The 21,305-nt window shown below is 66.5% G+C and carries 26 protein-coding genes; 10 read left to right on the top strand and 16 right to left on the bottom strand.

Annotation, left to right across the window (positions count from 1 at the left end; all coding sequences use genetic code 11):
- Positions 1-21: 21 nt before the first annotated feature.
- Positions 22-732: a DUF2490 domain-containing protein gene (locus AC1RT8_RS06675; RefSeq protein ID WP_493074815.1), complete on the bottom strand. Its 711-nt coding sequence runs from the start codon at positions 730-732 to the stop codon at positions 22-24.
- A gap of 128 nt (positions 733-860) precedes the next feature.
- The gene (locus AC1RT8_RS06670; protein WP_493074814.1) at positions 861-1,304 is read right to left on the bottom strand and encodes a hypothetical protein; all 444 of its coding nucleotides are present in this window, start codon (positions 1,302-1,304) and stop codon (positions 861-863) included.
- 313 nt (positions 1,305-1,617) lie between these two features.
- Between AC1RT8_RS06670 and AC1RT8_RS06665 the strand changes: the two genes are divergently transcribed.
- The 8 genes from AC1RT8_RS06665 to AC1RT8_RS06630 all read left to right on the top strand — a co-directional run bounded on the left by AC1RT8_RS06665 (position 1,618) and on the right by AC1RT8_RS06630 (position 8,535).
- The gene (locus tag AC1RT8_RS06665) at positions 1,618-2,031 is read left to right on the top strand and encodes a DUF2946 family protein (RefSeq protein WP_493074813.1); all 414 of its coding nucleotides are present in this window, start codon (positions 1,618-1,620) and stop codon (positions 2,029-2,031) included.
- Positions 2,032-2,099: 68 nt separating this feature from the next.
- Positions 2,100-4,439, top strand: a complete 2,340-nt coding sequence (locus AC1RT8_RS06660; RefSeq protein WP_493074812.1) for a TonB-dependent receptor family protein — start codon at positions 2,100-2,102, stop codon at positions 4,437-4,439.
- 229 nt (positions 4,440-4,668) lie between these two features.
- Positions 4,669-6,039 (top strand): PepSY-associated TM helix domain-containing protein, encoded by a 1,371-nt coding sequence (locus tag AC1RT8_RS06655; RefSeq protein WP_493074811.1) that lies wholly within the window; start codon positions 4,669-4,671, stop codon positions 6,037-6,039.
- A 64-nt stretch (positions 6,040-6,103) separates the two neighbouring features.
- Positions 6,104-6,532 (top strand): ArsI/CadI family heavy metal resistance metalloenzyme, encoded by a 429-nt coding sequence (locus tag AC1RT8_RS06650; protein WP_493074810.1) that lies wholly within the window; start codon positions 6,104-6,106, stop codon positions 6,530-6,532.
- A complete protein-coding gene (locus tag AC1RT8_RS06645; RefSeq protein ID WP_493074809.1) occupies positions 6,532-6,870 on the top strand; it encodes an ArsR/SmtB family transcription factor in 339 nt (112 codons plus the stop codon). The genes AC1RT8_RS06650 and AC1RT8_RS06645 overlap by 1 nt, the downstream gene beginning before the upstream one ends.
- Positions 6,867-7,532: an aquaporin gene (locus AC1RT8_RS06640; RefSeq protein WP_493074808.1), complete on the top strand. Its 666-nt coding sequence runs from the start codon at positions 6,867-6,869 to the stop codon at positions 7,530-7,532. The genes AC1RT8_RS06645 and AC1RT8_RS06640 overlap by 4 nt, the downstream gene beginning before the upstream one ends.
- Positions 7,529-7,984: an arsenate reductase (glutaredoxin) gene (gene arsC / locus AC1RT8_RS06635; RefSeq protein ID WP_493074807.1), complete on the top strand. Its 456-nt coding sequence runs from the start codon at positions 7,529-7,531 to the stop codon at positions 7,982-7,984. The genes AC1RT8_RS06640 and arsC overlap by 4 nt, the downstream gene beginning before the upstream one ends.
- A gap of 287 nt (positions 7,985-8,271) precedes the next feature.
- Positions 8,272-8,535: a hypothetical protein gene (locus tag AC1RT8_RS06630; RefSeq protein WP_493074806.1), complete on the top strand. Its 264-nt coding sequence runs from the start codon at positions 8,272-8,274 to the stop codon at positions 8,533-8,535.
- Between the two features lie 27 nt (positions 8,536-8,562).
- On the opposite strand, the gene AC1RT8_RS06625 is transcribed toward AC1RT8_RS06630, so the two are convergent.
- The 13 genes from AC1RT8_RS06625 to AC1RT8_RS06565 all read right to left on the bottom strand — a co-directional run bounded on the left by AC1RT8_RS06625 (position 8,563) and on the right by AC1RT8_RS06565 (position 18,583).
- Positions 8,563-8,991, bottom strand: coding sequence for a lysozyme inhibitor LprI family protein (locus tag AC1RT8_RS06625; protein WP_493074805.1), 429 nt, complete (start codon positions 8,989-8,991; stop codon positions 8,563-8,565).
- A gap of 104 nt (positions 8,992-9,095) precedes the next feature.
- Positions 9,096-9,704 (bottom strand): hypothetical protein, encoded by a 609-nt coding sequence (locus AC1RT8_RS06620; protein WP_493074804.1) that lies wholly within the window; start codon positions 9,702-9,704, stop codon positions 9,096-9,098.
- Positions 9,705-9,870: 166 nt separating this feature from the next.
- The gene (locus AC1RT8_RS06615; RefSeq protein ID WP_493074803.1) at positions 9,871-10,980 is read right to left on the bottom strand and encodes a hypothetical protein; all 1,110 of its coding nucleotides are present in this window, start codon (positions 10,978-10,980) and stop codon (positions 9,871-9,873) included.
- Between the two features lie 241 nt (positions 10,981-11,221).
- Positions 11,222-11,893 (bottom strand): hypothetical protein, encoded by a 672-nt coding sequence (locus AC1RT8_RS06610; protein ID WP_493074802.1) that lies wholly within the window; start codon positions 11,891-11,893, stop codon positions 11,222-11,224.
- A gap of 95 nt (positions 11,894-11,988) precedes the next feature.
- Positions 11,989-13,437 (bottom strand): M23 family metallopeptidase, encoded by a 1,449-nt coding sequence (locus AC1RT8_RS06605; RefSeq protein WP_493074801.1) that lies wholly within the window; start codon positions 13,435-13,437, stop codon positions 11,989-11,991.
- Between the two features lie 58 nt (positions 13,438-13,495).
- Positions 13,496-14,332 (bottom strand): TIGR00266 family protein, encoded by an 837-nt coding sequence (locus AC1RT8_RS06600; RefSeq protein ID WP_493074800.1) that lies wholly within the window; start codon positions 14,330-14,332, stop codon positions 13,496-13,498.
- Positions 14,333-14,410: 78 nt separating this feature from the next.
- A complete protein-coding gene (locus tag AC1RT8_RS06595; RefSeq protein ID WP_493074799.1) occupies positions 14,411-14,698 on the bottom strand; it encodes a hypothetical protein in 288 nt (95 codons plus the stop codon).
- A gap of 134 nt (positions 14,699-14,832) precedes the next feature.
- On the bottom strand, positions 14,833-15,573 hold the full coding sequence (locus AC1RT8_RS06590; protein WP_493074798.1) for a 3-oxoacyl-ACP reductase family protein: 741 nt from the start codon (positions 15,571-15,573) through the stop codon (positions 14,833-14,835).
- Between the two features lie 89 nt (positions 15,574-15,662).
- Positions 15,663-16,232 (bottom strand): TetR/AcrR family transcriptional regulator, encoded by a 570-nt coding sequence (locus AC1RT8_RS06585; protein WP_493074797.1) that lies wholly within the window; start codon positions 16,230-16,232, stop codon positions 15,663-15,665.
- Between the two features lie 44 nt (positions 16,233-16,276).
- Positions 16,277-16,888 (bottom strand): glutathione S-transferase family protein, encoded by a 612-nt coding sequence (locus AC1RT8_RS06580; protein ID WP_493074796.1) that lies wholly within the window; start codon positions 16,886-16,888, stop codon positions 16,277-16,279.
- A gap of 98 nt (positions 16,889-16,986) precedes the next feature.
- Positions 16,987-17,721 carry a DNA alkylation repair protein gene (locus AC1RT8_RS06575; RefSeq protein WP_493074795.1) on the bottom strand — a complete coding sequence of 245 codons (735 nt, stop codon included), beginning with the start codon at positions 17,719-17,721 and terminating at the stop codon, positions 16,987-16,989.
- Positions 17,722-17,724: 3 nt separating this feature from the next.
- Positions 17,725-18,201, bottom strand: a complete 477-nt coding sequence (locus tag AC1RT8_RS06570; protein ID WP_493074794.1) for an SRPBCC family protein — start codon at positions 18,199-18,201, stop codon at positions 17,725-17,727.
- Positions 18,202-18,205: 4 nt separating this feature from the next.
- Positions 18,206-18,583 (bottom strand): ArsR/SmtB family transcription factor, encoded by a 378-nt coding sequence (locus AC1RT8_RS06565; RefSeq protein ID WP_493074793.1) that lies wholly within the window; start codon positions 18,581-18,583, stop codon positions 18,206-18,208.
- Positions 18,584-18,723: 140 nt separating this feature from the next.
- On the opposite strand from AC1RT8_RS06565, the gene AC1RT8_RS06560 reads away from it, so the two are divergent.
- Both AC1RT8_RS06560 and AC1RT8_RS06555 read left to right on the top strand, forming a co-directional pair.
- Positions 18,724-19,344, top strand: a complete 621-nt coding sequence (locus AC1RT8_RS06560) for a DJ-1/PfpI family protein (RefSeq protein ID WP_493074792.1) — start codon at positions 18,724-18,726, stop codon at positions 19,342-19,344.
- Positions 19,345-19,363: 19 nt separating this feature from the next.
- Positions 19,364-20,167 (top strand): arginase family protein, encoded by an 804-nt coding sequence (locus tag AC1RT8_RS06555; RefSeq protein ID WP_493074791.1) that lies wholly within the window; start codon positions 19,364-19,366, stop codon positions 20,165-20,167.
- 77 nt (positions 20,168-20,244) lie between these two features.
- On the opposite strand, the gene AC1RT8_RS06550 is transcribed toward AC1RT8_RS06555, so the two are convergent.
- Positions 20,245-21,285: a methyl-accepting chemotaxis protein gene (locus AC1RT8_RS06550; protein ID WP_493074790.1), complete on the bottom strand. Its 1,041-nt coding sequence runs from the start codon at positions 21,283-21,285 to the stop codon at positions 20,245-20,247.
- Positions 21,286-21,305: the final 20 nt, after the last annotated feature.

The following is a 21,305-nucleotide window of genomic DNA, read 5'->3' as shown; positions in this document are numbered from 1 at the left end:
CAGGGAGGGGCCAGCGGCCGTTCAGTCGTGAACCTGCGACCCGGTGAAACCGCGCAGGTTGATGGTGAGCTGGAGGTTCAGCGCATGGTCCATCTGCGCCTGGGCACCGCCGCGGCCCGGGCGATACTGGTTGAGATAGCCGATATCGCCCGTCACCGCGCGCCCGAGCGGCAGCGTGACGCCGGCGATGTTGCGCATCCGCTCATAGCCGCGGCGCTGTCCCCAGCTCGTGCTGTTGGGCAGGAAGAAGCTCTCATGGCTGGCGAACAGCGCCACGCCTTTCGTGCCGACCCGGTGATTGTAGCGGATCAGCGGGCGGATGCGGAAACCCACCTCGCCGCCGCGCGGGTTGAAGCGCTCGTCGACCCGAAAGCGGGTGGTGACCGGTCCGAACGTCCCCACCACCTGCTGGCGCAGGCGGTCCTCGTCGGCGGCCGTATTGCCGTTATGCGCCCCGACCCAGCGATAGCCGAACCCCAGTTCGATGTTCTTGCTGGCGCGAAAACCGAGCAGGCCACCGAACTCGGTCTGGTAGAGTCCGTCCTGCCGGTCGCTGAAGCGCGCGATCTGCTCGAGCGTGATGCGCACGCGATTCGAGAGGGGGACGTTGGTGTTGACCTGCAGCCAGAGCTGCTCGTCCTGTTGCTGCGCCTGGGCCGGCATCGCGGCAAGGGCGAGCGGCAGGGCCGGGAGGAGGTGGCGCAAGGCGGTGCGGTGAAAGCAAGCGGGCATGCGCGCGCCTTAGGGCCGCATCGGGCAAAAGTCATGTGCCGACCAGACACAAGAAGCCGCCCGGACATCGCTGGCCGGGCGGCAGGGAGTCAACGCGTGCAGCGTCGAACAGGATGGGGTGTCAGGCCTTAGCGGCGATGGCCGCCGTGTCCGCCATAGCCACCGTGACCGCCATAGCCGCCGCCGTAACCGCCCCGGCCATAGCCGCCGCGATAGCCGCGATCGTAGCCGCGATAGCCGCGGTTGTAATAGCGCCGGTCCACATAATGCTGGTTGTAGATCACCACCGGGGGAGCGCGGTAATAACCGTCATAGGCATAGCCGCGATCATAATAGTCCGGGCCATAATAGCCCTGGTCGTAATAGCCGTCGTCATAATAGCGATCGCGATTGGCGCTCGATGCGAGCGCGGCACCGATCGCCAGGCCGGCAACGCCCGCGACGATCGCGGTGCCGGTATTGTCATGGCCGCGGCGACCGCCATAACGCTGCGCATCGGCAGGGGCGGCGGCGGTCAGGGCGGTGGCGCCCAGCGCGAGCGCAAGGCCCGCCTTGGCAAACAGGGATTTCATCAGTTCACTCCTCGGGGGCGGGCGCGAAGACGTTGCGGAAATGAACGTCGCCCCGTGCCGGCTTGCCCCCCATATAGGAAGCCGCAAGTGAATGTGCACGGAACGCGGCTTGCAGCAGGCGTTCATCTATTCCGCACGCGCATCTATTCGGCCGCGCTACTTTCAGTGGCTATCGCGTCAGCTTGCTTCTCTCCTTCGCCGGGGAAGATCAATGTCATAGGCGTACGTCGCCGATACCTCACCATCGACGCTCGCCGAAAACTAGCACCGCATTGAAATCGACAAATCCGCCGGGCCTCGCTAGGCGACTCGCGTGACCGCGCTCCGCCGCCATTTCCTGCGTCATCGCGCCCTTGCCGGGTGGATCGTCGCGGCTGCGCTGCTGATGAAGCTGCTGGTCCCCGCAGGCTATATGCCGGCCGTGTCCGGCAACAGCGTGATCATCCAGATCTGCTCCGGCTATGGGCCGATGACCATGGCCCCCAAAACCATGACGATGCCGATCCCCGGCAAGGAGCAGGGTCAGGATCACCAGCAGAGCAAGGCGGAGATGCCTTGCGCTTTCTCCGGCCTGTCGGCGCCGACGCTCGCCGCGGCCGATCCGGTCCTGCTCGCCCTCGCGATCCTGTTCGTCATGGTCGCGGCGGCACGCTTCGTCGTTCCCTTGCCGGCCGCGTCGCCGGCCCATCTGCGCCCTCCTCTCCGGGGACCGCCCGTCACCGCCTGATCTCGCCATTTTTTGCGCGCGCCGCCCCTGTGTGTGGCGCGTGCGTGGATCAGGAAGACCCCATTTCCATGAAGACCATCTTGATCGCGGCAGCGTCCGCCATCGCCCTCTCGTCGGCGGCATCAGCCCAGACGAGTATTGACCAGAAGCGCGCCGACCTGCTGCGCCAGCGCGCCGCAATCGACGCGCAGCTCGCCGCCCTCGACCCTGCACCCGCACCGATCGCCAGCCCGGCGACCGAGGTTCCCGCCGAAGGCGAGATCATCGTCACCGGCCGTGCTTTGTCGCTCACCACCCAGGTCACCGGCCAGACGGTCACCACGGTCGATGCCGCGGTGTTCCGCAACACGCCCGCGACCACCATCGCCGATATCGTCAAGCTCTCGCCGGGCGTCGCGGTGACGCAAGGGAACGGCCCGCGCGACGTCAGCGTCTCGGTGCGCGGCTCCAATGCGCGCAACGGCTTCGGCGCGCGCAACATCCAGGTGTTCGAGGATGATTTCCCCGTCACCCAGCCCGATGGTCTCGCGCGTTTCGACCTGACCGACCCGCATGCCTATGGCGCGGTCGATGTGGTGCGCGGGCCATCCTCGGCGCGCTACGGCAATTATGCGCTTGGCGGCGCGGTCAACTTCCGCACCCGGCGCGGGCGCGACATCCAGGGCGTGGAGGCGGGCGCGGATGCCGGCGGCGACGGCTATGCCAATGTCTATGCCACCATCGGCCATGCCGGCCCGAAATATGAATATGCCCTGTTCGGCAGCTTCGTCCGCGCCGACGGGGCGACCGGCCATACCGGGTATGAAACCGGCACGATCAACGCCTATGGCACGTTCGCGCTCGGCGACCGCGACCGGGTCGCGGCCAAGCTGATCTACAATGAGGGCGAATTCCGCCTCTCGACCCGGCTTTCCTACAATCAGTATCTCGCCAACCCGTATCAGCAGGGATGCGAGGCGGCGGCGACGGCGGCGCCCGGCTGCGGCACGATTTCCGTGCTGCGCAACGGTATCAATGCGCCGCCGAAGATTCTGCCGACCGACCCCGATCCGCGCGTGCTCCAGACAGCGACCGAGGGCGATCTTGCCCGCAACGACCGGCGGACGATCATCGGCATGCGCTACGAGCATGATTTCGGCCCGGACACGACCTGGCGCACCCAGGCGACCTTCGACAGCCGCGTGGTCAACCAGCCGACCAGCGCGACGCCGTTCAAGGGCACGCTCGACAGCTACAACATCACCTCGGACGTTACGCGCCACGGCACGCTGTTCGGCATGGACGCGACCAGCTTTGTCGGGGTGTTCTACAATTATCTCGACAATCAGAGCTTCACCTTCAACAAGACGCCGGCCGGCCGCAACGGCTTCGGCGCGCCGACCCAGACGGTGTTCGGCGACATCCGCAACATGGGCGCCAGGGCGCGCGAGGAGCTGCAGCTCACCCCGCGGCTGCAGCTCATTGCGGGCATCGGCGTCGAGCGCTCGATCATCGACGTGCGCCAGACCGCGTACAGCTATCCGGTCGGCGGCAACCCGGTGCTCGGCCTGATCCCGGCCGAGCGGCATTTCTCCAATGTCGCGCCGGAGGCGGCCCTGTTCTGGCAGGCGATCGACGCGGTGCGGCTGCATGCGCGGGTCGGCACCGGCTATGGCATTCCCCAGGCGGGCAATCTGTTCGTCACGGCCGCTGGCGTGCCCGGTAACAACGCCGACCTGAAATCACAGCGGAACACCGGCGTGGATGTGGGCGCCGAGATCGCGCTCGGCGATGCGCTGAAGGCTGAGGTGACCGGCTATTATGAGTGGTTCACCAATGAGCTGGTCAGCCAGTCGGCGGGCATCAACCTGCTTGCCTATACCTCGAACGTGCCCCGCTCGATCCATCGGGGCGTGGAAGTCGGGCTGAGCTGGCGGCCCCTGGCCGGCCTGCTGCCGGGTGCGAAGCTCGCGGGAAGCTACAGCTACAACGATCATTATTACACCGACTTCCAGGAGCGGGTCGCGGCGACCCTGCTCGATCGCAACGGCAACGCGATCCCGGGCGTGATACCGACCTTCGTCAATGCCCGTGCCGGCTATGACCAACCGGGCGGGCCCCTGGGGGGCCTCGGCGGCTTTGCCGAGCTGACGTATCGCGGCCGATACTTCGTCGACAACGGCAATCTGCTCGCGATGCCGGCCTATACGCTGGTCAATATCAACCTCCATTACGATCCGCCCAAGGGTGATGCGTGGTGGTCGCGGATCAGCCTGTATGCCTCAGTGCAGAACTTGTTCGACCGGACCTATGTCGGATCGGCCTCCGTCATTTCGGGCAGCTCGATTGCCGCGCTCTCCAACACCACCGGCTCGATCTATGCGGGGCAACCGCGGACGATCTACGCCGGCATGAGGTCGCGGTTTTGAAGGTGGAACCAGGCTTTTTCGGCTCTCCCCCTTCCGGGGCTGAGGGATTCCCTTATGCCGTCCGACCTTCTTTCTCCCTCTCCCGGCGGGAGAGGGAAGGAACCGCGAAGCGGCGGGAGGGTGAGGGCGACGCTCGCGTGTGTCGCGAACCTCACCCTCATCCGACCTCGCTGCGCGCGGCCACCTTCTCCCGGTGGGAGAAGGATTTTAGACTCCAAGGATGTCACTCATGAGCACCACCCCACGCCGCTGGCCCGGCTACAACGCCATCTGGCGCTGGCATTTCTATGCCGGGCTGTTCTGCATCCCGTTCGTGCTGTGGCTGGCGGTGACCGGATCCCTCTATCTGTTCCGCCCGCAGATCGAGGCGCTGATCGACCGGCCCTATGCCCATCTCGACATTACCGGCCCCCGCGCCACCGCCGCGCAGCAGGCGGCAGCCGCGGTGCGCGCCGTGCCGGGCTCGGTGCTCCACCGCTACCAGCTCCCCGACACGCCCGACCAGGCCGTGCAGGTGATCGTCGGCGCCGGCGCGCGGGAGACGCGCGTCTATGTCCATCCGCAATCGCTCGCGGTGCTCAAGACGGTGGACGAGGACCAGCGGCTGATGCGCATCGTCTTCCGCCTGCACGGCGAGCTGCTCGCCGGCACGGCGGGTTCCTATCTGGTCGAGCTCGCCGCCTCCTGGGCGATCGTGATGATCCTGTCCGGCCTGTTCCTCTGGTGGCCGCGTGGCGGGGGGCTAGGCGGAGTTCTCTACCCGCGGCTGCGTTCCGGCGGACGCCGCTTCTGGCGTGATCTGCACGGCGTCACCGGCTTCTGGGTCTCGGCGCTGGCGCTGTTCATGCTGCTCTCGGGCCTGCCCTGGGCGAAGAGCTGGGGCGGCTATCTCAAGACCATCCGCACCGTCGCCGAAGGCCAGGCCGTCAAGCAGGACTGGACGACGGGCAGCGCCGGCGAGCTGAAGGCGCGCGCGACCGCCGATGCCGGCACCCGCGCGATGATGGGCGAGCATGCCGAACATGGCGGCATGGCGATGGCGCATCCGATGGGCTCCTACGCCCCGCTCGACCGGCTGATCGCGACCGTCACCCCGCTCAACCTCGCCGCCCCGGTGCTGATCGCGCCGCCGACCGGCATGGGGGCGCCCTGGACCGCCAAATCGGACGCGGCCAACCGCCCGCTGCGCACCGACCTGACGCTCGACGGTGCGAGCGGCGCGGTGCTCTCCCGCACCGATTTCGCCCAGCGGCGGCTGATCGACCGGATGGTGGGCTACGGCGTGGCGGTGCATGAGGGGCAATTGTTCGGCTGGCTCAACCAGCTGATGAACCTCGCCACCGCGCTCGGCCTGATCCTGCTCTCGGTCAGCAGCGTGGTGATGTGGTGGCGCCGGCGGCCGGACGATGTGCTCGGCGCCCCGCCGGCCCCTGTGCTGCGGCCCGTCGCGATCGGCTTCGTCGCACTGCTCATCGGGCTTGGCCTGTTCCTGCCCCTGCTCGGCGTGACGTTGGTCGCGGTGCTGCTGACCGAACGCCTGATCCTCAGCCGCCTGCCGGGTGTGCGTCACTGGCTCGGCCTGCGGCCGCTTGAGGCATAGACCTCTTGTCGAATCGATATTTCGACGATATTCGAAATATCGATTCGACAAGAGGAGACCAGCGATGAAGCGCCTGCACCTGCACATCAGCGTGCCCGAGATCGAACCGGCCATCGGCTTCTATACCATCTTGTTCGGCGCGGCGCCGACGGTGGTACAGCCCGATTACGCCAAATGGATGCTCGAGGATCCGCGGGTGAACCTCGCCATCTCATCGCGCGCCCGCGCTGCCGGGGTCGACCATGTCGGCATCCAGGTCGACAGCGCCGGCGAACTGGGCGACCTCGCCGCACGGCTCAAGGCGGCGGGCGAAACCACCTTCGACCAGGAAGCCACCACCTGCTGCTACGCCCGGTCCGACAAGAGCTGGGTGACCGACACCGCCGGCGTGCGCTGGGAAAGCTTCTTCACACATGGCGACGCCACCTCCTATGGCGAGGACGACGTCATCCCCGCCGCCCCTGCCCCCATTCCCGCTGGGGCGTGCTGCTGATGCAGTTGCCCGTCGCCGTCGAGGCGCTGTCCGCCCTGGCCCATGCCAGCCGCCTTGCCGTGTTCCGCCTGCTGGTCCGCGCTGGGCCGGAAGGCATGGCGGCGGGCGATATCGCGCGCGAGGTCGGCGCGCTGCCCAACACCCTGTCGACCCACCTCAATATTCTCGGCCATGCCGGGCTGATCCGGTCGCGGCGCGACGGCCGCTCGGTGATCTATTCGGCGGATTATGAGGGCATGCGCGACCTGCTCGGCTTCCTGATCGAGGATTGCTGCGCCGGCCGGCCGGAGATCTGCGCGCCCCTGCCCGATCTCGCGCGACCCGGCTGCTGCGCGTGACGCCCGCCCGCCGGCTCGCGGCGGAGGGGCTGGGCACCGCCTTGCTGCTCGCGATCGTTGTGGGATCGGGCATCATGGGCGAGCGGCTGGCCGGCGGGAACATCGCCATCGCGCTGCTCGGCAACACGATCGCGACCGGCGCCGGGCTGGTCGTGCTGATCCATATGTTCGGTCCGATATCCGGCGCGCATTTCAACCCGGCGGTGACGCTCGCGGTGCTGCTGCGGCGGGGCATCGCCGCGCGCATGGCCGGCCTGTATGTCGCCGCCCAGCTTGCCGGCGGCGTGGCGGGCGTGTGGATCGCGCATGCGATGTTTGCCGAACCGCTGTTGCAGGTCTCGACCAGGCTGCGCGATGGCCCGAACCAGGGCTTTTCGGAAGCCGTCGCGACCTTCGGCCTGATCGGCACGATCCTCGCGACGCAGCGCGCGCGGCCCGAGGCGACGCCGATGGTGGTCGGCCTCTACATCACCGCCGCTTATTGGTTCACCGCGTCGACCAGCTTCGCCAACCCGGCGGTGACGGTGGCGCGCAGCCTGTCGGACAGTTTCGCCGGCATCGCCCCGGCATCGGTGCCGCTGTTTGTCGCCTGCCAGATAATGGGTGCGATCGCGGCGGTGATCGCGTTCGGCTGGCTGATCGAGGAGAGTCCGCAACGATGAGCGATTTCCCCGTCACCATCTACCACAACCCCGATTGCGGCACGTCGCGCAACGCGCTGGCGATGATCGAGGCGGCCGGCCATGCCCCCATCGTTATCGACTATCGCCGCACCGGCTGGATCCGCGCTCAGCTCGAGGGTCTGCTCGCCGCGATGGCCGCGACCCCGCGCGACCTGCTTCGCGACAAGGGCACCCCGGCCGCCCAACTGGGCCTGCTCGATCCGGCGGTACCGGACGATGTGATCCTGGCGGCGATGCTGCGCGATCCGATCCTGGTGAACCGGCCGATCGTGGTGACGCCGAAGGGCACGAAGCTGTGCCGGCCGTCTGAAGCGGTGCTCGCCTTGCTCGAACGGGCGCCGGCCACCTTCGCAAAGGAAGACGGGGAGATCGTACGCTCCTCGCCCCATGCCGGACGGGAAGCCGGGCAGCAGAAACGCGAACAGGGTTGACCGTCTTCTGATCGCCGGAATCCTGCCAGCACCCAAGAGGTTGCGGAATATTGAAAGTCTTTCGCCGCTTCGTTGGTGCCGGATGCCATGAGCATCGCAAAGCAATCCAAGTAAAGTCGCGCTGTATGCAAGGGCGGAACACGGCCGAGAGTCCCAAATCGGGTATCGCGCCAGTTGCAGCCTCTTCCATCTTGCCGCATCCTCGGCAAAAGAAGGGGCATGTTCATGCGTATCCATTATATGCCGAGTCGATCGGCCAGCTCCCGCCGCCTTCGGGCCAGCGCGACATGAGCGGCACCGACCGCAAGGCCGCCTCGGGCCAGGCCGCCGCCGAGGCCGACCTCGCCGAACTGATCCGCGCCGCGCTCACCATGGCCGACGAGATGGGCCTCCTCGCCGTCGGGCTCAGGCTCGATCAGGCGCTGATCGAGCTGACCGGCGAAGGCTCGATGCCCGACATGGACGCCGACCTGCTCGACGATCTGGCGCCGCCCGCCGGCTTCCACCGCCCCGGCGACGACGGCGAGGGCGAAAGCGCCCGGCTGGTCTGAGTGGCCGCCATGACAATGCGCAGCCTGCTATTTCGACTTACCCCTGGGCAATAACGCTTCCAACTCGCTGAGGCGCACATCGGTCTCCCGGATCAGGCAGCCGAGCCAGAAGAACTGCCAATCCTGTCCCATCGTGCCACCATTTTCCCGCCCAGCCTCTTTCTGGCATAGGGGATCGAGGCGTCTGAGCCAGGCACGTTCCTCGATCTGCAATTTCCGGAATCGCGCCGCAGGAAGGCGACGGCGGAGTTGTTGATAGGTTCGGTTGAGGGCGCCATCGACCCGGTCGAGTTCGGCACGCTGGCAATCGAAGATCGCGGGCATAACGGCCCGCGCGGCGCTGGAACATCGCTCATATGCGCTCTCCCCCGCCTCATCGCTCGTATCCGCCTGGCTCCGGTCGAGGGCCGCACCGGGGGTTGGCAATGCGAGGCAAAGGGAAGCGAGAATTGCCATTTGACGGCCGATCGAAAGTCCCGGTGTAGAGCGCGTTATCATTAGCCAGTCTTCCCCTCGCCGATCAGCATCCATCATACGCACGCGTCGAAAACGGCAAGCCATCATTCCTGACTATTCTTCGTGCAGTGATCCCGTTTCGGGTTCGGCTCTTCGGATGTCAGGAAAACCATGACTGAGCCGCTTTCGGCAAAGGACGCACTTCCGTCCTTTGCCGCTATGAACGGCCTCCCGATGGCGCGTTCAAAAACGGCACGATCCATCGAACAATAATAAGAGGCATATTCGCGGCCGTTCGCGATGCGGATAATTTCATATTCGGGAAGACCGTTCTCCACCCTATGATAGCCGAATACGTCGATCGACCGGGGCGTCTTCCTGATGCCTACATCGTCGATGAAATTGGTGAAATTGGCAATTGTCTTGCCCTTGTCGTTGTTGATTTCGGCATATTGGGAATCGTCGTCCATGAAGACATCGATCTTGTAGTAGCGAGAGGCCGAGTCTCCCGGAAAGCGAAACCAGGTCGCCCCCGGGGCCTGGATGGTACCGTCTCCGGAATAGGTGACCCAACCATCCTTGCCCGGATCCGGATAGCGCTGGACTCTGTCGCCCACGGGCTTGCGCGCTTCCGCCCCCGGCATCGCACCAACGGCGGCAGGCTTGAGCGCGGGTGCGCCGGTCTTCGACGTCGCAGCGGTACTACCCGACACACCATCATCCCCACAGCCGGCACAGCCAAGCAACGTCGCGATCAGGGCAAGTTAACTCAGTTCGCGCCGCATGATTCAAGCCCCCGCATATCGCATGAATGATCCCCTTTTGTTCCGGAAGAGTCAATCACTCTGTTCACGCGCCGAAGGCAACAATACGCTGTTTTCAGTACAGACGAGCAGGCCTCTTTTGCAGAAACTGGGTGAGGCCACGGGCGCTGGTATCGGGATTCTTGCTCTTGGGATTCCAGACGCCGTCCCTGCCCTTTGCTGCTTCGGCACTGATGATCGCGGCCACGGTCTGTGGCGGTAGTCCGGATTGCCGTGCCGCAAGGTTGATCTGGTCGGTGAACTGCTCATTCACTCCTAGATCCAGATTGTCGGGAGAATAGGGGTCTTTCGATGCCGTCCCCGCCATACGATTAAATCCGAACTCCATCTTCTTCATCATGGTCCGGACTCGCGACGCGATGGCCGCCGCCGCGCGGCTGGAAGCCTTTGGCGATCGCCTTGCTGCGCCCATGGCCGTGGCCTGCCCACCCCCCTTTCCGCCCTTTTGCCCCGATGCCCGCGCGCCAGCTAATCCAAGCACGCCGGGCAGCCCTTCAATCCCGGTTGCGGCAAACCCTATGGGGGATTCAGCAATCGGCCCATCACCCTCAACCGGCACCATCGCTCGGAACGCGCTTTGCTTGCCTCTGGAGAATAGGGCCGGATTCGGTTGCGATACGGCCTGACTGTTCGGATCGATCAGGAACGCGGCGTTCGAAAGGTGGGGCGAGCCTGCGGCGCCTTCATCCTGGACATAGAGGTCGGAATTTTGATCAAGCGGATGCGTCGAAATCGTATCGGACAAAATTGGTTGCGGACCAACAGAGGCACCCCCCAGCACCTTGTACCCACCCGACTTCCACCAGCGGATCGCCTCGTCGGCGGTGTAGGTGAACGGCACCAGACCCTCGGCGATCAGCGCATGGCCGAGATATTTGTTCACTTCCTCATAGGTCGCGGCGCGCTCGCCTTTCGTCACCTCGTTAAGGTCATCCATCATCCGCGACAGCAGCGCCATCGCCATATAGCCGCCCTTGGGGTGCCGCATGCTCAGATGATCGGGCACCTTCCAGGTCGAGGGCGGCCCGTCCCAGGGCGAGGGCGGCGGAGGCGGCGGGCGCTCGGGGCGTGGACGCGCGAGGTGCTGGTCCTCCTCCAGGAAGCGCAGGATCCATTGCTCGTCCGTCTCCTTCTCCCGGCGCCGGCTCGGCGTCGGGAGGCGCATCCTGGACACGATCCTGCGGCCCGGGCGCCGCATTGGCGGCATCCGGCATCGCAGCGGACATATCGGCGGGTTCGCCAGCATTCTCGTCGCCGGTCGGCAGGGTAATATCGGCCATCGCTCACCTCCTGGTTCAGGAGGTGGCCAGGCCGGGCAGCGACAAGTTTGAATCGACTGGCCCTATCAGGACAAGTTGGCCCAGCCCTTGCCGCATGATTCAAGCCCCCACATAGCGCACCGGCGCCTATTCGTCTGGCTCATCCGATTCGTCCGGCGGGATGCAACCCGGCGGCGCCTTGTCGCGCCACTCCGTGACGTGCAACGTCTTGCCGTCGGTTATATAAGCACTGCCGTTTCGCCAGTTCTCATCCGCAAACGCGACGATCGCTTGGCGCCCGCCGATGGAACAGAATTTCGACTCCAGCCCGGCGAGAGGAACATAAAAGACAAGGGTGACGCGCCCCTTCGAAATGCCGCCCGAGGCGTCTCGTTCGGCAGCTCGCGTGACCACGTAGAGAGATTGGCCGATATTGGAGTCGCCGGGCTCCAACTGGTCATATTGGTCGACGTTGCAATCATCGCTTAGCGAACTGCAGGAGCCGCCGCCGGTATTGGACCAGCCGCCCTTTAGCGGTGCCCGATCGTACGGTACGATGTCGCCGACCTTGGGAATAGGTCGCGCCGGCAATAGCGCCTCCTGCGCCTCTCCCTTCGCTCGATCTGCCTCGACGCCATTTGCCGCATCCAGCTCCGTTACGGACTGGCGCGCCGCGGCGGTTTTCGCAGCCTCACCCGGGGCGGGCGATGCACGACCCTGGGAGCCGTCGGGCGCAGCACGTTGAGGCTTGTCGTTGCCGCACCCCGCAAGCGCGACTAGCGCCACGACGGTACCGAAACCAATCCATCGACGCACCATCTAGCCCCCCGGGTCCGAGTCGGCACATCTGTACTGCAAATGTTCCGGTCGATCCATAACCAACGGGCTGTAATATGGTCGGCTTGGTATCTCATTCAGCGGCGGAGTGCAGGCAGGCGTCCGGCAAGCCAATCGCCAGGATTGTAGGTTCTTTCCATCGTGCTGTCGCGAACCTCGAAATGGACGTGACTGCCCTTGGTCGCGGCGTTGCCGGTAATGCCCAGCCGGCCAATTTCCTGGCCCATGCGAACCGGCTGGCCTTCTTTCAATTTCGGCACTTCCCGCAAATGCGCGTAGACCGTCCGATATCCATCGGGGTGTTGGATGATTATGTAATTGCCCCAGCCAACGACCTTCTTGCCGCGCGTGAAGATTTTTTGCCCCTTCTTGTTTCGTTTGATGACGCCGGCCTTGTCGCGGGTCCAGATCTTCTCGTACTCGGTATTGGGCGTGGCCGCGACAATGCCATCAGCAGCGGCGCCGATAACGGCGCCGATCTCACCGGGAAGATCATATGCCTTGTGTTTCCGGCCGCCTCTCTTCCGCCCGGTCAGATCATAGCTGCCATCGGAATAGACTCTACCGCGCGAATCTCTCTGCCCCTGCTGTGCTGTACGGCCGCCACCGGGCACCGGCCAGCCTCTTTTGAGAGCACCAGGCTGAGCGCCCGCCACGGCTGGCGGTTTGGCCGGGATTTGGCGAGGCGCCGGAGCAGGGGCCGGACCGGGCACCGCCCCGACCGGCACAGGATTGGGTGTCCCCCATGTTTCGATATCCCTGAACATATCGGCCAGCTTTGTCGGGGAGGTCGCGGCCTGTGGCCGCGCGCCTGCCGGCGCTTCTCCCATCTCATTCGCGTCGAAGGGTTCGCCTCCGTCACCAATCGATGTGCCGTTGAAATTCATATAGGCAGGCGACCGGATCGGCGCGTCGCCTTGCGCCTCCGGCGTGTCGTCTGGCGCAGAGTCGTTGGTCATATACGCGCCGCTCGCCGCACTGACCGCCGAGGGTGGGTTAGGCGCTGCTTCGGGCGACCCGCCTAGCACCTTGTACCCACCCGACTTCCACCACCAGATCGCCTCGTCGGCGGTGTAGGTGAACGGCACCAACCCCTCGGCGATCAGCGCATGGCCGAGATATTTGTCCACCTCCTCATAGGTCGCGGCGCGCTCGCCCTTCGTCACTTCGTCGAGATCGTCCATCGTCCGCGACAGCAGCGCCATTGCCATATAGCCGCCCCTGGGGTGCCGCAGGCTCAGATGGTCGGGCACCTTCCAGGTCGAGGGCGGCCCGTCCCAGGGCGACGGTGGAGGCGGTGGCGGCCGCTCCGGGCGCGGGCGGGCGAGATGCTGGTTCTCCTCCAGGAAGCGCAGGATCCATTGCTCGTCCGTCTCCTTCTCCGGCGCCGGCTCGGCGTCGGGAGGCGCATCCTGGACATTATCCTGCGGCCCGGGCACCGCATTGGCGGCATCCGGAATCGCAGCGGACATATCGGCGGGGTCGCCGGTATTCTCGTCGCCGGTCTGCTGGGTAACATCGGCCATTGCACACCTCCAGGTTCAGGAGGTGGCTAGGCCGGGCAGCGACAAGGTTGAATCGACCCTAGTTGTTCCCGCCGATCAGATCGCCCAGCCCGCCCAGCACCGAGCCCTCGCCGCGATTCTGCCCGCCGCGGCTACCCGCCGCTGCCAGCATGCGCCCGGCCAGGCGCGAGAAGGGCAGTGACTGGATCCAGACATGGCCCGGCCCGGTTAGTCGCGCGAAGAACAGCCCCTCGCCGCCGAACAGCGCGCTGCGCACGCCGCCGGCCGCGACCAGATCGAAATCCACGCCCTGCGTATAGGCGGCGAGGCAGCCGGTATCGACATGGAGCTGCTCGCCCGCCGCCAGCTCGCGCTCGACCACGGTGCCACCCATCTGGACGAACACCCAGCCATCGCCCTCCAGCTTCTGCATGATGAAGCCCTCGCCGCCGAACAGGCCGGTCATCATGCGCCGCTGGAATTCGATGCCGATCGACACGCCCTTGGCCGCCGCGAGGAAGCTGTCCTTCTGGCAGATCAGCCGCCCGCCATAGCTGGACAGCTTCAGCGGCAGGATCGCGCCCGGCGTGGGCGAGGCGAAGGCGACGCGCGCCTTGCCGGAGCCATTATGGGTGAAGACGGTGGTGAACAGGCTCTCGCCCGTGACGAGCCTTTTGCCCGCGCCGAGCAGCTTGCCCATGAAGCCGCCACCCGTGTCGCCGCTGCCGTCGCCGAACACGGTGGTCATGCCCACCGAGGCGTCCTTCCACACCAGCGCGCCCGCCTCGGCCACCGCGCTCTCGCCCGGATCGAGTTCGATCTCGAGGAATTGCAGTTCCTGGCCCTTGATCTCGAAATCGATATCGTCGGCGATCCCGGCGCCGCGGTGATGCGCCCAGGGGCTGGGATTGGTCATGATGAAAGGCTCCCGATGGTTCGGGTGCACCCTAGCCCGGGCCGCGCGCGATTCGCCACCGCCCGCGCCTTTGCCGGGTCAAAGCTGGCTCAGCTCTTCCCGTTCCCGGTCGAGATCGGCCTGCGCCTCGCGCACCGACAGCACGTCGAACGCGGGAGTCCGGCCCGGCTCGTCGGCCGCCTTGCGCACGACCGCGACCAGCCGCGGTTCGCCGCTCAGCAACAGCGTCGCCGTGCCTTCCTCTTCACCACCGAAAATCAGATAGCGCCCCGCCGCGATCGCCTTTTCCGTATCCGCCCGGAAATCCGGTGCGACACCCGGACGGAAGGCGACCATTGCCGCCGCCTTCCGCTTGAAAACCTGCATCACCCTGCAACCCCCCTGGAGCCCCTACTCCTTGCCGACAACATAGGTCCGGAGCGGCACCGAAGGCAAACAGGGAAACACCCGAATAGGAAATAAATTTGCGGGCGATGAGGCTTCCGGCGGCTGCTCGCGACTCAGGCGAGCCAGCCGCCATCGATGGTCAATGCCGCCCCCGTAACGAAGCTGGATTCCGGCCCCGCCAGCCACACGACCAGGTTCGCGACCTCGTCGTCACGGCCCATCCGGCCGATCGCCATCATCGGGCGAATCCACTCGCGCTGGCCCGGCACATCGTTGATGTCGGTTTCGGTTGGTCCAGGTTGGACATTGTTGACGGTGATGCCGCGCGGCCCCAGGTCCCGCGCCAGCCCGCGGGTCAGCGCCGCCACCGCGCCCTTGGTCATCGAATAGACCGACGCGCCGGCAATCCCGGACCGATCGGCGGTGACGCTGCCGATCGTGACGATCCGCCCGCCCTCGCCCATATGCTGCAGCACCGCCTGCGCCGCGACGAACACCGCACGCACATTGACCGCGACCATCCGGTCGAACGCCGCCAGGTCGTAATCGTCGACCAGCCCGGGGATCAGGATGCCGGCATTGTTGACCAGGATATCGACCCGCCCGAACCGCTCGGCCGCCCGCGCCACCGCCGCGCGTACTGCCGCAACATCGCCGCTGTCGGCGGCGATCGCCATGGCGGTGATGCCCTTGCCGGCGATCTCGGTGGCGAGCGCCCCGGCCTTGTCGGCCGATGATGAGTAAGTGAACGCAACGCTCGCGCCCTCCTCCGCGAGGCGCCGCACGATCGCGGCACCGATGCCGCGCGATCCGCCGGTGACGAGGGCGATCTTGCCTGAAAGGGGTTTGGTCATGATGGGCTTCCTTTTTGTTTTGGACTGATTGATCTATAATTCGGCGTGACAATGCCCGCCGTTGCGACGTTTCTTCCATTCCCGGTCAGTCAGGTGAGGCTGCGCAGCGCCATCCGCGCGACGCTGCGCAAGCTTTCGGGCGAGGTGCCGCCGCGTGCCGCGACCTTCATCCCCGACAGCGTCGTCGCCAGGAACTGAGTCGCGGCTTTCGGATCGAGATCGGCGGCGAAGTCCCCTTGCGCCTTGCCCTTGACGATCACTGCCTCGAACGCGGCGGCCAGGACCCCGCCCGATGCCGCGTTGATGGCGGCGATATCGGGCGCGGCGCTGCCGAACTCGACGATCGAGCAGACGCCGAGGCATCCGTCCCCGGCCGGCCGGGCGGCAAAATCAAGCAATGCCGCCTCCAGCCCTTTTGCGGGCGAGGCATGCGCGTGGAGCGCGGCGATGATCTCGGCCGTGCTGGTCCCGTTGTAGCGCCGCAGCGCCTCCAGATAGAGCCGGCGCTTGTCGCCGAACGTGTCGTACAGGCTCTGCCGGCTGATCCCCATGCGCTTGAGCAGCATATCGGTCGACGTGCCTTCATAGCCGTGATCGGCAAAGACCTTGATCGCCTCTGCCAGTGCGACGTCGCGATCGAATTCCCTGGGGCGTGCCATGACGTTCAGCTAGGCATTCCGGATCGATCTGTCCATAATTATTTTCAGCCGCGCGGGAAGGCGGCGCGGGCGCGCTGATAGGCGGGCCGTTCCGCCAGCCGCGTGCGCCAGTCCTCGAGCGGACCAGGGATCTCGCCGCCGAGCGCTGCCTTCCACATGCCAAGCGCGGGCGCCACCGCGATATCGGCGAGCGTGATGTCGTCGCCGACCAGGAAAGGCCGGTCGCCCAGCACCGCGGCGACATAGGCCAGGCCGCCGGCTACGCTCCCTTCGCCCATGCGCACCGACCAGTTGGTCTTGTCCGCCTCGGGCGCGCCGAACTTCGCGGCCATCAGCGCATTCATCGTGCCGCCGATCGCGCTTTCAGCGAACACGGTGAACTGCAGTACTTGTGCCAGCGCCGCAGGCTCGCGCGGCAGCAGCGGCGTCGGGCCGTAGCGTTCCGCCAGGTACAGCATGATCGCCACGGATTCGCCGAGCCCGACGCCGCTCTCATCCTCGAGGAAGGGCACTGACCCCGGCGGGTATTTCGCGCGATAATCGGGCGGCGTCGGATAGGTCAGCGAGACCGGCGTATAGGCCAGCCCCATCTCCTCGCACTGCCACGCGACCCGCAGTCCCCGCGCGCCGCCCGCGAAATTATAGATGGTGATCATCGGCTTCTCCCTGGTGCTTGCCCGCCCCTCTTCACCTTCCCCGGCGAAGGCCGGGGTCCAGTTGGGAAGGCTGTAGTAACGACGCGCAAACGCTAATCTCAGGCGTCCCCCAACTGGACCCCGGCCTTCGCCGGGGAGGGTGGGGTGGGGCTCTTCCCATCCGCCTTGGCGAACGCACGCAGCGCGTCCTTGCCGTTCCACCGCGCGGTCCGATCGGTCGAGGCCGCCAGCCGCGCTGCCGTCTCCCGCGCCGCCGCCTGCAACGCGGAACTTCCCTTTAAGCCGATCGCCCGCAACGCCCAGTTGACGCCCTTCTTCACGAAATTGCGCTCGTCGGTGGCATGGGCCTCGATCAGCGCGAGCCCGTGCCGATAATCGGCATCCCCGCCGCGCCGGTGAATCGCGCAGCACGCCAGCAGCGCGAACGCCGCCCGCCGCCCGAACTCGTCGTTCAGCCCGGCCCAGTCGTCGATCTTCGCAAAGGCATAAGGCACCCGGTCGAACAGCTTGGCGCAGACCGTGTCGACGATGCCCCAATTGTCGAAATCCCTGCGCCAGGCGTCCATCTGTTCGGGCGTTACCAGGGCGGGGTCGTCGACCATGCAGGCGACCATCCGCGCCTCGTACCACCCCGTCTCCCACAGGGCGGCCGCCAGCGCATGATCGGGGTAGAGCGGCTTGGCGATCGCCTGCATCGCGGCCATCTGCACGCCCATCGCCTTGTCGGTGACAATGCCGAAGCGGGGGCCCATCTCGTCGCGGACCCGCGCCGATGCCGCGCCTTCCAGCGCCTGCAGCACCACGGTCACCCGATCCGGAATAGCCCCCGCCATGGTTCAGCCGACCTTCTCGTCCGCAATCTCCTGGATCCGGTCGTAGCTGATCGCCATGCCGTCGGCCATGCCGGACTGCAGCGCCCCGTCCCGGATCTCCTTGCTCGGGAAGACCATGGTCATGGTCAGCACGGTCCTGCCGTCCTCCTCGGTCAGCACCAGGGTGTTGGTCGAGGCGCCATCGAATCCTTCCATCTTCTCGGTGGTGACGAGCCGCTCGGGCGCGACGATCTCGACATGCTCGCCCTGCGACCCGAATTCATGGCCTTCGTCGTTGCGCCAGCGGAAGCGATAGGCACCGCCGACCCGCAGATCGACCTCGCACACCGGCATGGTCCAGCCCGGCGGGCCGAGCAGCCAGCGCTTCATCAGCTCGGGCCTGGTGTGGCAGTCCCAGATCAGCGTGCGCGGCGCGGCGAAGCTGCGCTTGACCACGATCTCGCGGTCGGACGGGGTGGTCACGTCAACAGGGGTAGGCATCGTCTCACTCCTTGGGGTTTGCCGCGTCACCCGCGACGGTCTTCAATTCCTCGAGCCCATTGGTTTTCAGCTCTTCGAGCAGGGCGTCGAGCCGCTCGTAATTGCCTTCCCAGATCGATCGGTAGCGCTCGATCCAGGCATTGGCTTCCTTCAGCGGCCCGGCCTCGATCCGGCAGGGCCGGCGCTGCGCGTCGCGCCCGCGATGGATCAGCCCGGCATGTTCGAGCACCTTCAGATGCTTCGAAATGGCCGGCTGGCTCATCGCGAACGGATGAGCGAGCTCGCCCACCGTCGCCTCGCCCGTCGCCAGCCGCGCGAGGATCGCCCGGCGGGTCGGATCGGCCAGGGCGGCAAAGGTGGCGTCGAGATGGTGCGGCGTCATTTTCTCTATAACCTGTCAGTTCAATAACTAACTAGTTATATACAATGCGACGGCGAGTCAAGCGCCTGCCGACACATCCGTTCCACCGGGGCGCCCGACTTGCTAGAAGCAGCGTCCATCACTGCCCTGAGGAGCTTGTCGTGCAGATCGCGGTCCTGACGTTCGATGGTTTCAACGAACTCGACTCGTTCGTCGCGGCCGCCATCCTCAACCGGCTGCGCGCGAAGGGCTGGGCGGCGCACATCACCGCGCCCACCGAGGAAGTGACCTCGATGAACGGCGTGACCGTCCGCCGCCAGAAGCCGCTCGACTTCGCCGCCGAGGCCGATGCCGTGATCATCGGCAGCGGGATCAGGACGCGCGAGATCGCGAACGATCCGGCAATGCTGTCGCGCATCGCGCTCGACCCGGCGCGCCAGCTGATCGGCGCGCAATGTTCCGGCACCCTCCTGCTGGCGAAGCTCGGCCTGGTCGGCGCCCTGCCCGCCTGCACCGATCTCACCACCAAGCCCTGGGTGATCGAAGCGGGCGTGGAGGTGCTCGACGCGCCATTCGTGGCGCACGGCAATGTCGCGACGGCGGGCGGGTGCTTCGCGTCGCAATATCTCGCGACCTGGATGATCGCGCGCGGCGCCGGCGTGGCGGATGCCGAAGCGGCGATGCATTATGTCGCGCCGGTCGGGCAGAAGGAGGACTATGTCAGGCGGGCAATGGCAGTGGTCGGCCCGTTCCTGCCCGGGGCCGCGCAGATCGCGGCGTAGGACAGCGGAGGAATGACGATTGCAAACCGGTGATGGCGCGTTCGATCTGGTCCTGTCCTATCCGCAATGGCAGGGATCGGGCCGGTCGGAGCATCTGCGCCGGGGCGCGGCGGCCACGACGGATGTCTGCGGGCGCTATGGGCCGATGGTACAGGTGCCCGATGCCGGCGAGGGCGAAGCGCGCGGCGGGATCAACCGCTGGACCGCGATCCTCGACCAGTTCCGCTCGGCCCGGGCGATCCTCGACACGCACAAGCCGCGCCGCCTGCTGACAGCGGGCGGAGATTGCGGCTGCGACGTCGCCGTCATCGACTATCTGCACCGGCAATATCCCGATCTGACGGTGATCTGGGTCGACGCGCATCTCGACGCCAACACCGCGGAAACCTCGCCCAGCGGCAATTTTCACGGTATGCCGGTCGCCGCGCTGATGGGATCGGCCCCGGCCGATCTTCAGCCGTTGCTGTCGACGCTGTCGCCGTCGCAGTTCCGCTATGTCTCGGCCCATCTGGGCGATGACGGCGACTGGGCGTTCCAGCGCGACAAGGGCCTGTCCTGGCTCGAGCCGGGCGAGGCCGTGTCGGGGCCGATCCATGTGCATTTCGACCTGGATTCGCTCGACCCCGCCGAATTCCCGCACCTCGCTTATCCCGAGGGCAAGCTCTCGATCGAAGGCGGTCTCGCCGTGGTGCGATCGGCCGCGCGCTCGGGCAATCTGGTCGGCCTGACCATCACGGAATTCGCCCCCGCCGACGCGGAAGGCGCGGCCGATGGCAGCCGCTTCATCGAGCGGCTCTGCGCGGCAGCGTCGGGCACCGCCTGACGCGCCGAATGCCCCGTTGCGCCCCCGCCGGCGACACGGGACGCTGACTCGCGTGCCGGGCTAAGGACGGCTGCGCCTCACCCGCCCTTGTCCCATTCCGAATCCACCGCGCTCTCGATGCACCCGTACCACCCGAGCCCCCGATAGGTTTCGTACCCCGGCGTCCGGGCATAGGCGACGATGCTGTTCCCCCGCCGGTACCAGCCGCGCTTTTCCGCCCCGGCATCGATCTCGAACCGTTTCGACAATATGTCCCGCCCGTCGGACGCCGCCAGCACCAGATGATCGGCGCCGAGCAGCATCACCCGCGAGGCGCTCCGCTCCTCCTCCGACAGGCCGAGGCCCTGGACGATCGCGGCGGCCTGGGGCGCCCAGTCGAAGAAGATGCCCATCACCCCGATCCGCTCTCCGTCGCGCCGCCCGCCGCTGCGGATCGCGGTCGAATAGGTCGCGACCGCCGCATTGCCCAGCAGCGGCGCGCGGGCGACGTCGCACACCGCGAATTCGTCGCCGCTGCCGCATCCCATGCCGCGCCTGAACCACTCGGCGTCGGATACGTTCGCCCCCGCCGCGCCGCGATAGAGATCGGGCCGCCCGGTCGCCACGATCCGCCCGTCGCGGTCGGCGATCCACAGGTCGAGATAGACGGTGTAGGAGCGCAGGATCGTCGCCAGCCGCTCCTGCGCATAGGCGGTCGCATCGGGCCCGGGGTTGGCCAGCGCCTCGACCAGCGCATTGTCGGTCGCCCACCAGCGGATATCGCAGGAACGCTCATAGAGGTTGCGATCCATGATCTCGACCGCGTTGAGCGCCAGATCGGCCAGCCTTTCGCCGCGCAGCTCGAAATGCATCTCGGATCCGGCGCGGCGGAGCTGCTCGATATTGGCGGCGACTGCCTCGCGCAGCTGGCGCGCGATATTCTGGATGTCGGTGGCGACCCCGTTCATTTCCTGCGCGACGACGGAAAAGGCCATGCCCGCCTCGCCGGCGCGCGCCGCCTCCAGCCGGGCGTTCAGCGCCAGCACGCCGGTGCGCCGCATCACCCCCTCGATCAGGGACACCTTCTCCTCGGTGACGCGCGAAACCTCATAGGCAAGCTTCAGAACGGCATCGGCCACGGCTTTCCCCTATCAGCCGG

Source organism: Sphingomonas sp. GW821-FHT10F11, from assembly GCF_058809095.1.
The sequence above is the reverse complement of the archived record's forward strand: the minus strand, read 5'-3'. Positions and strand labels throughout refer to the sequence as shown.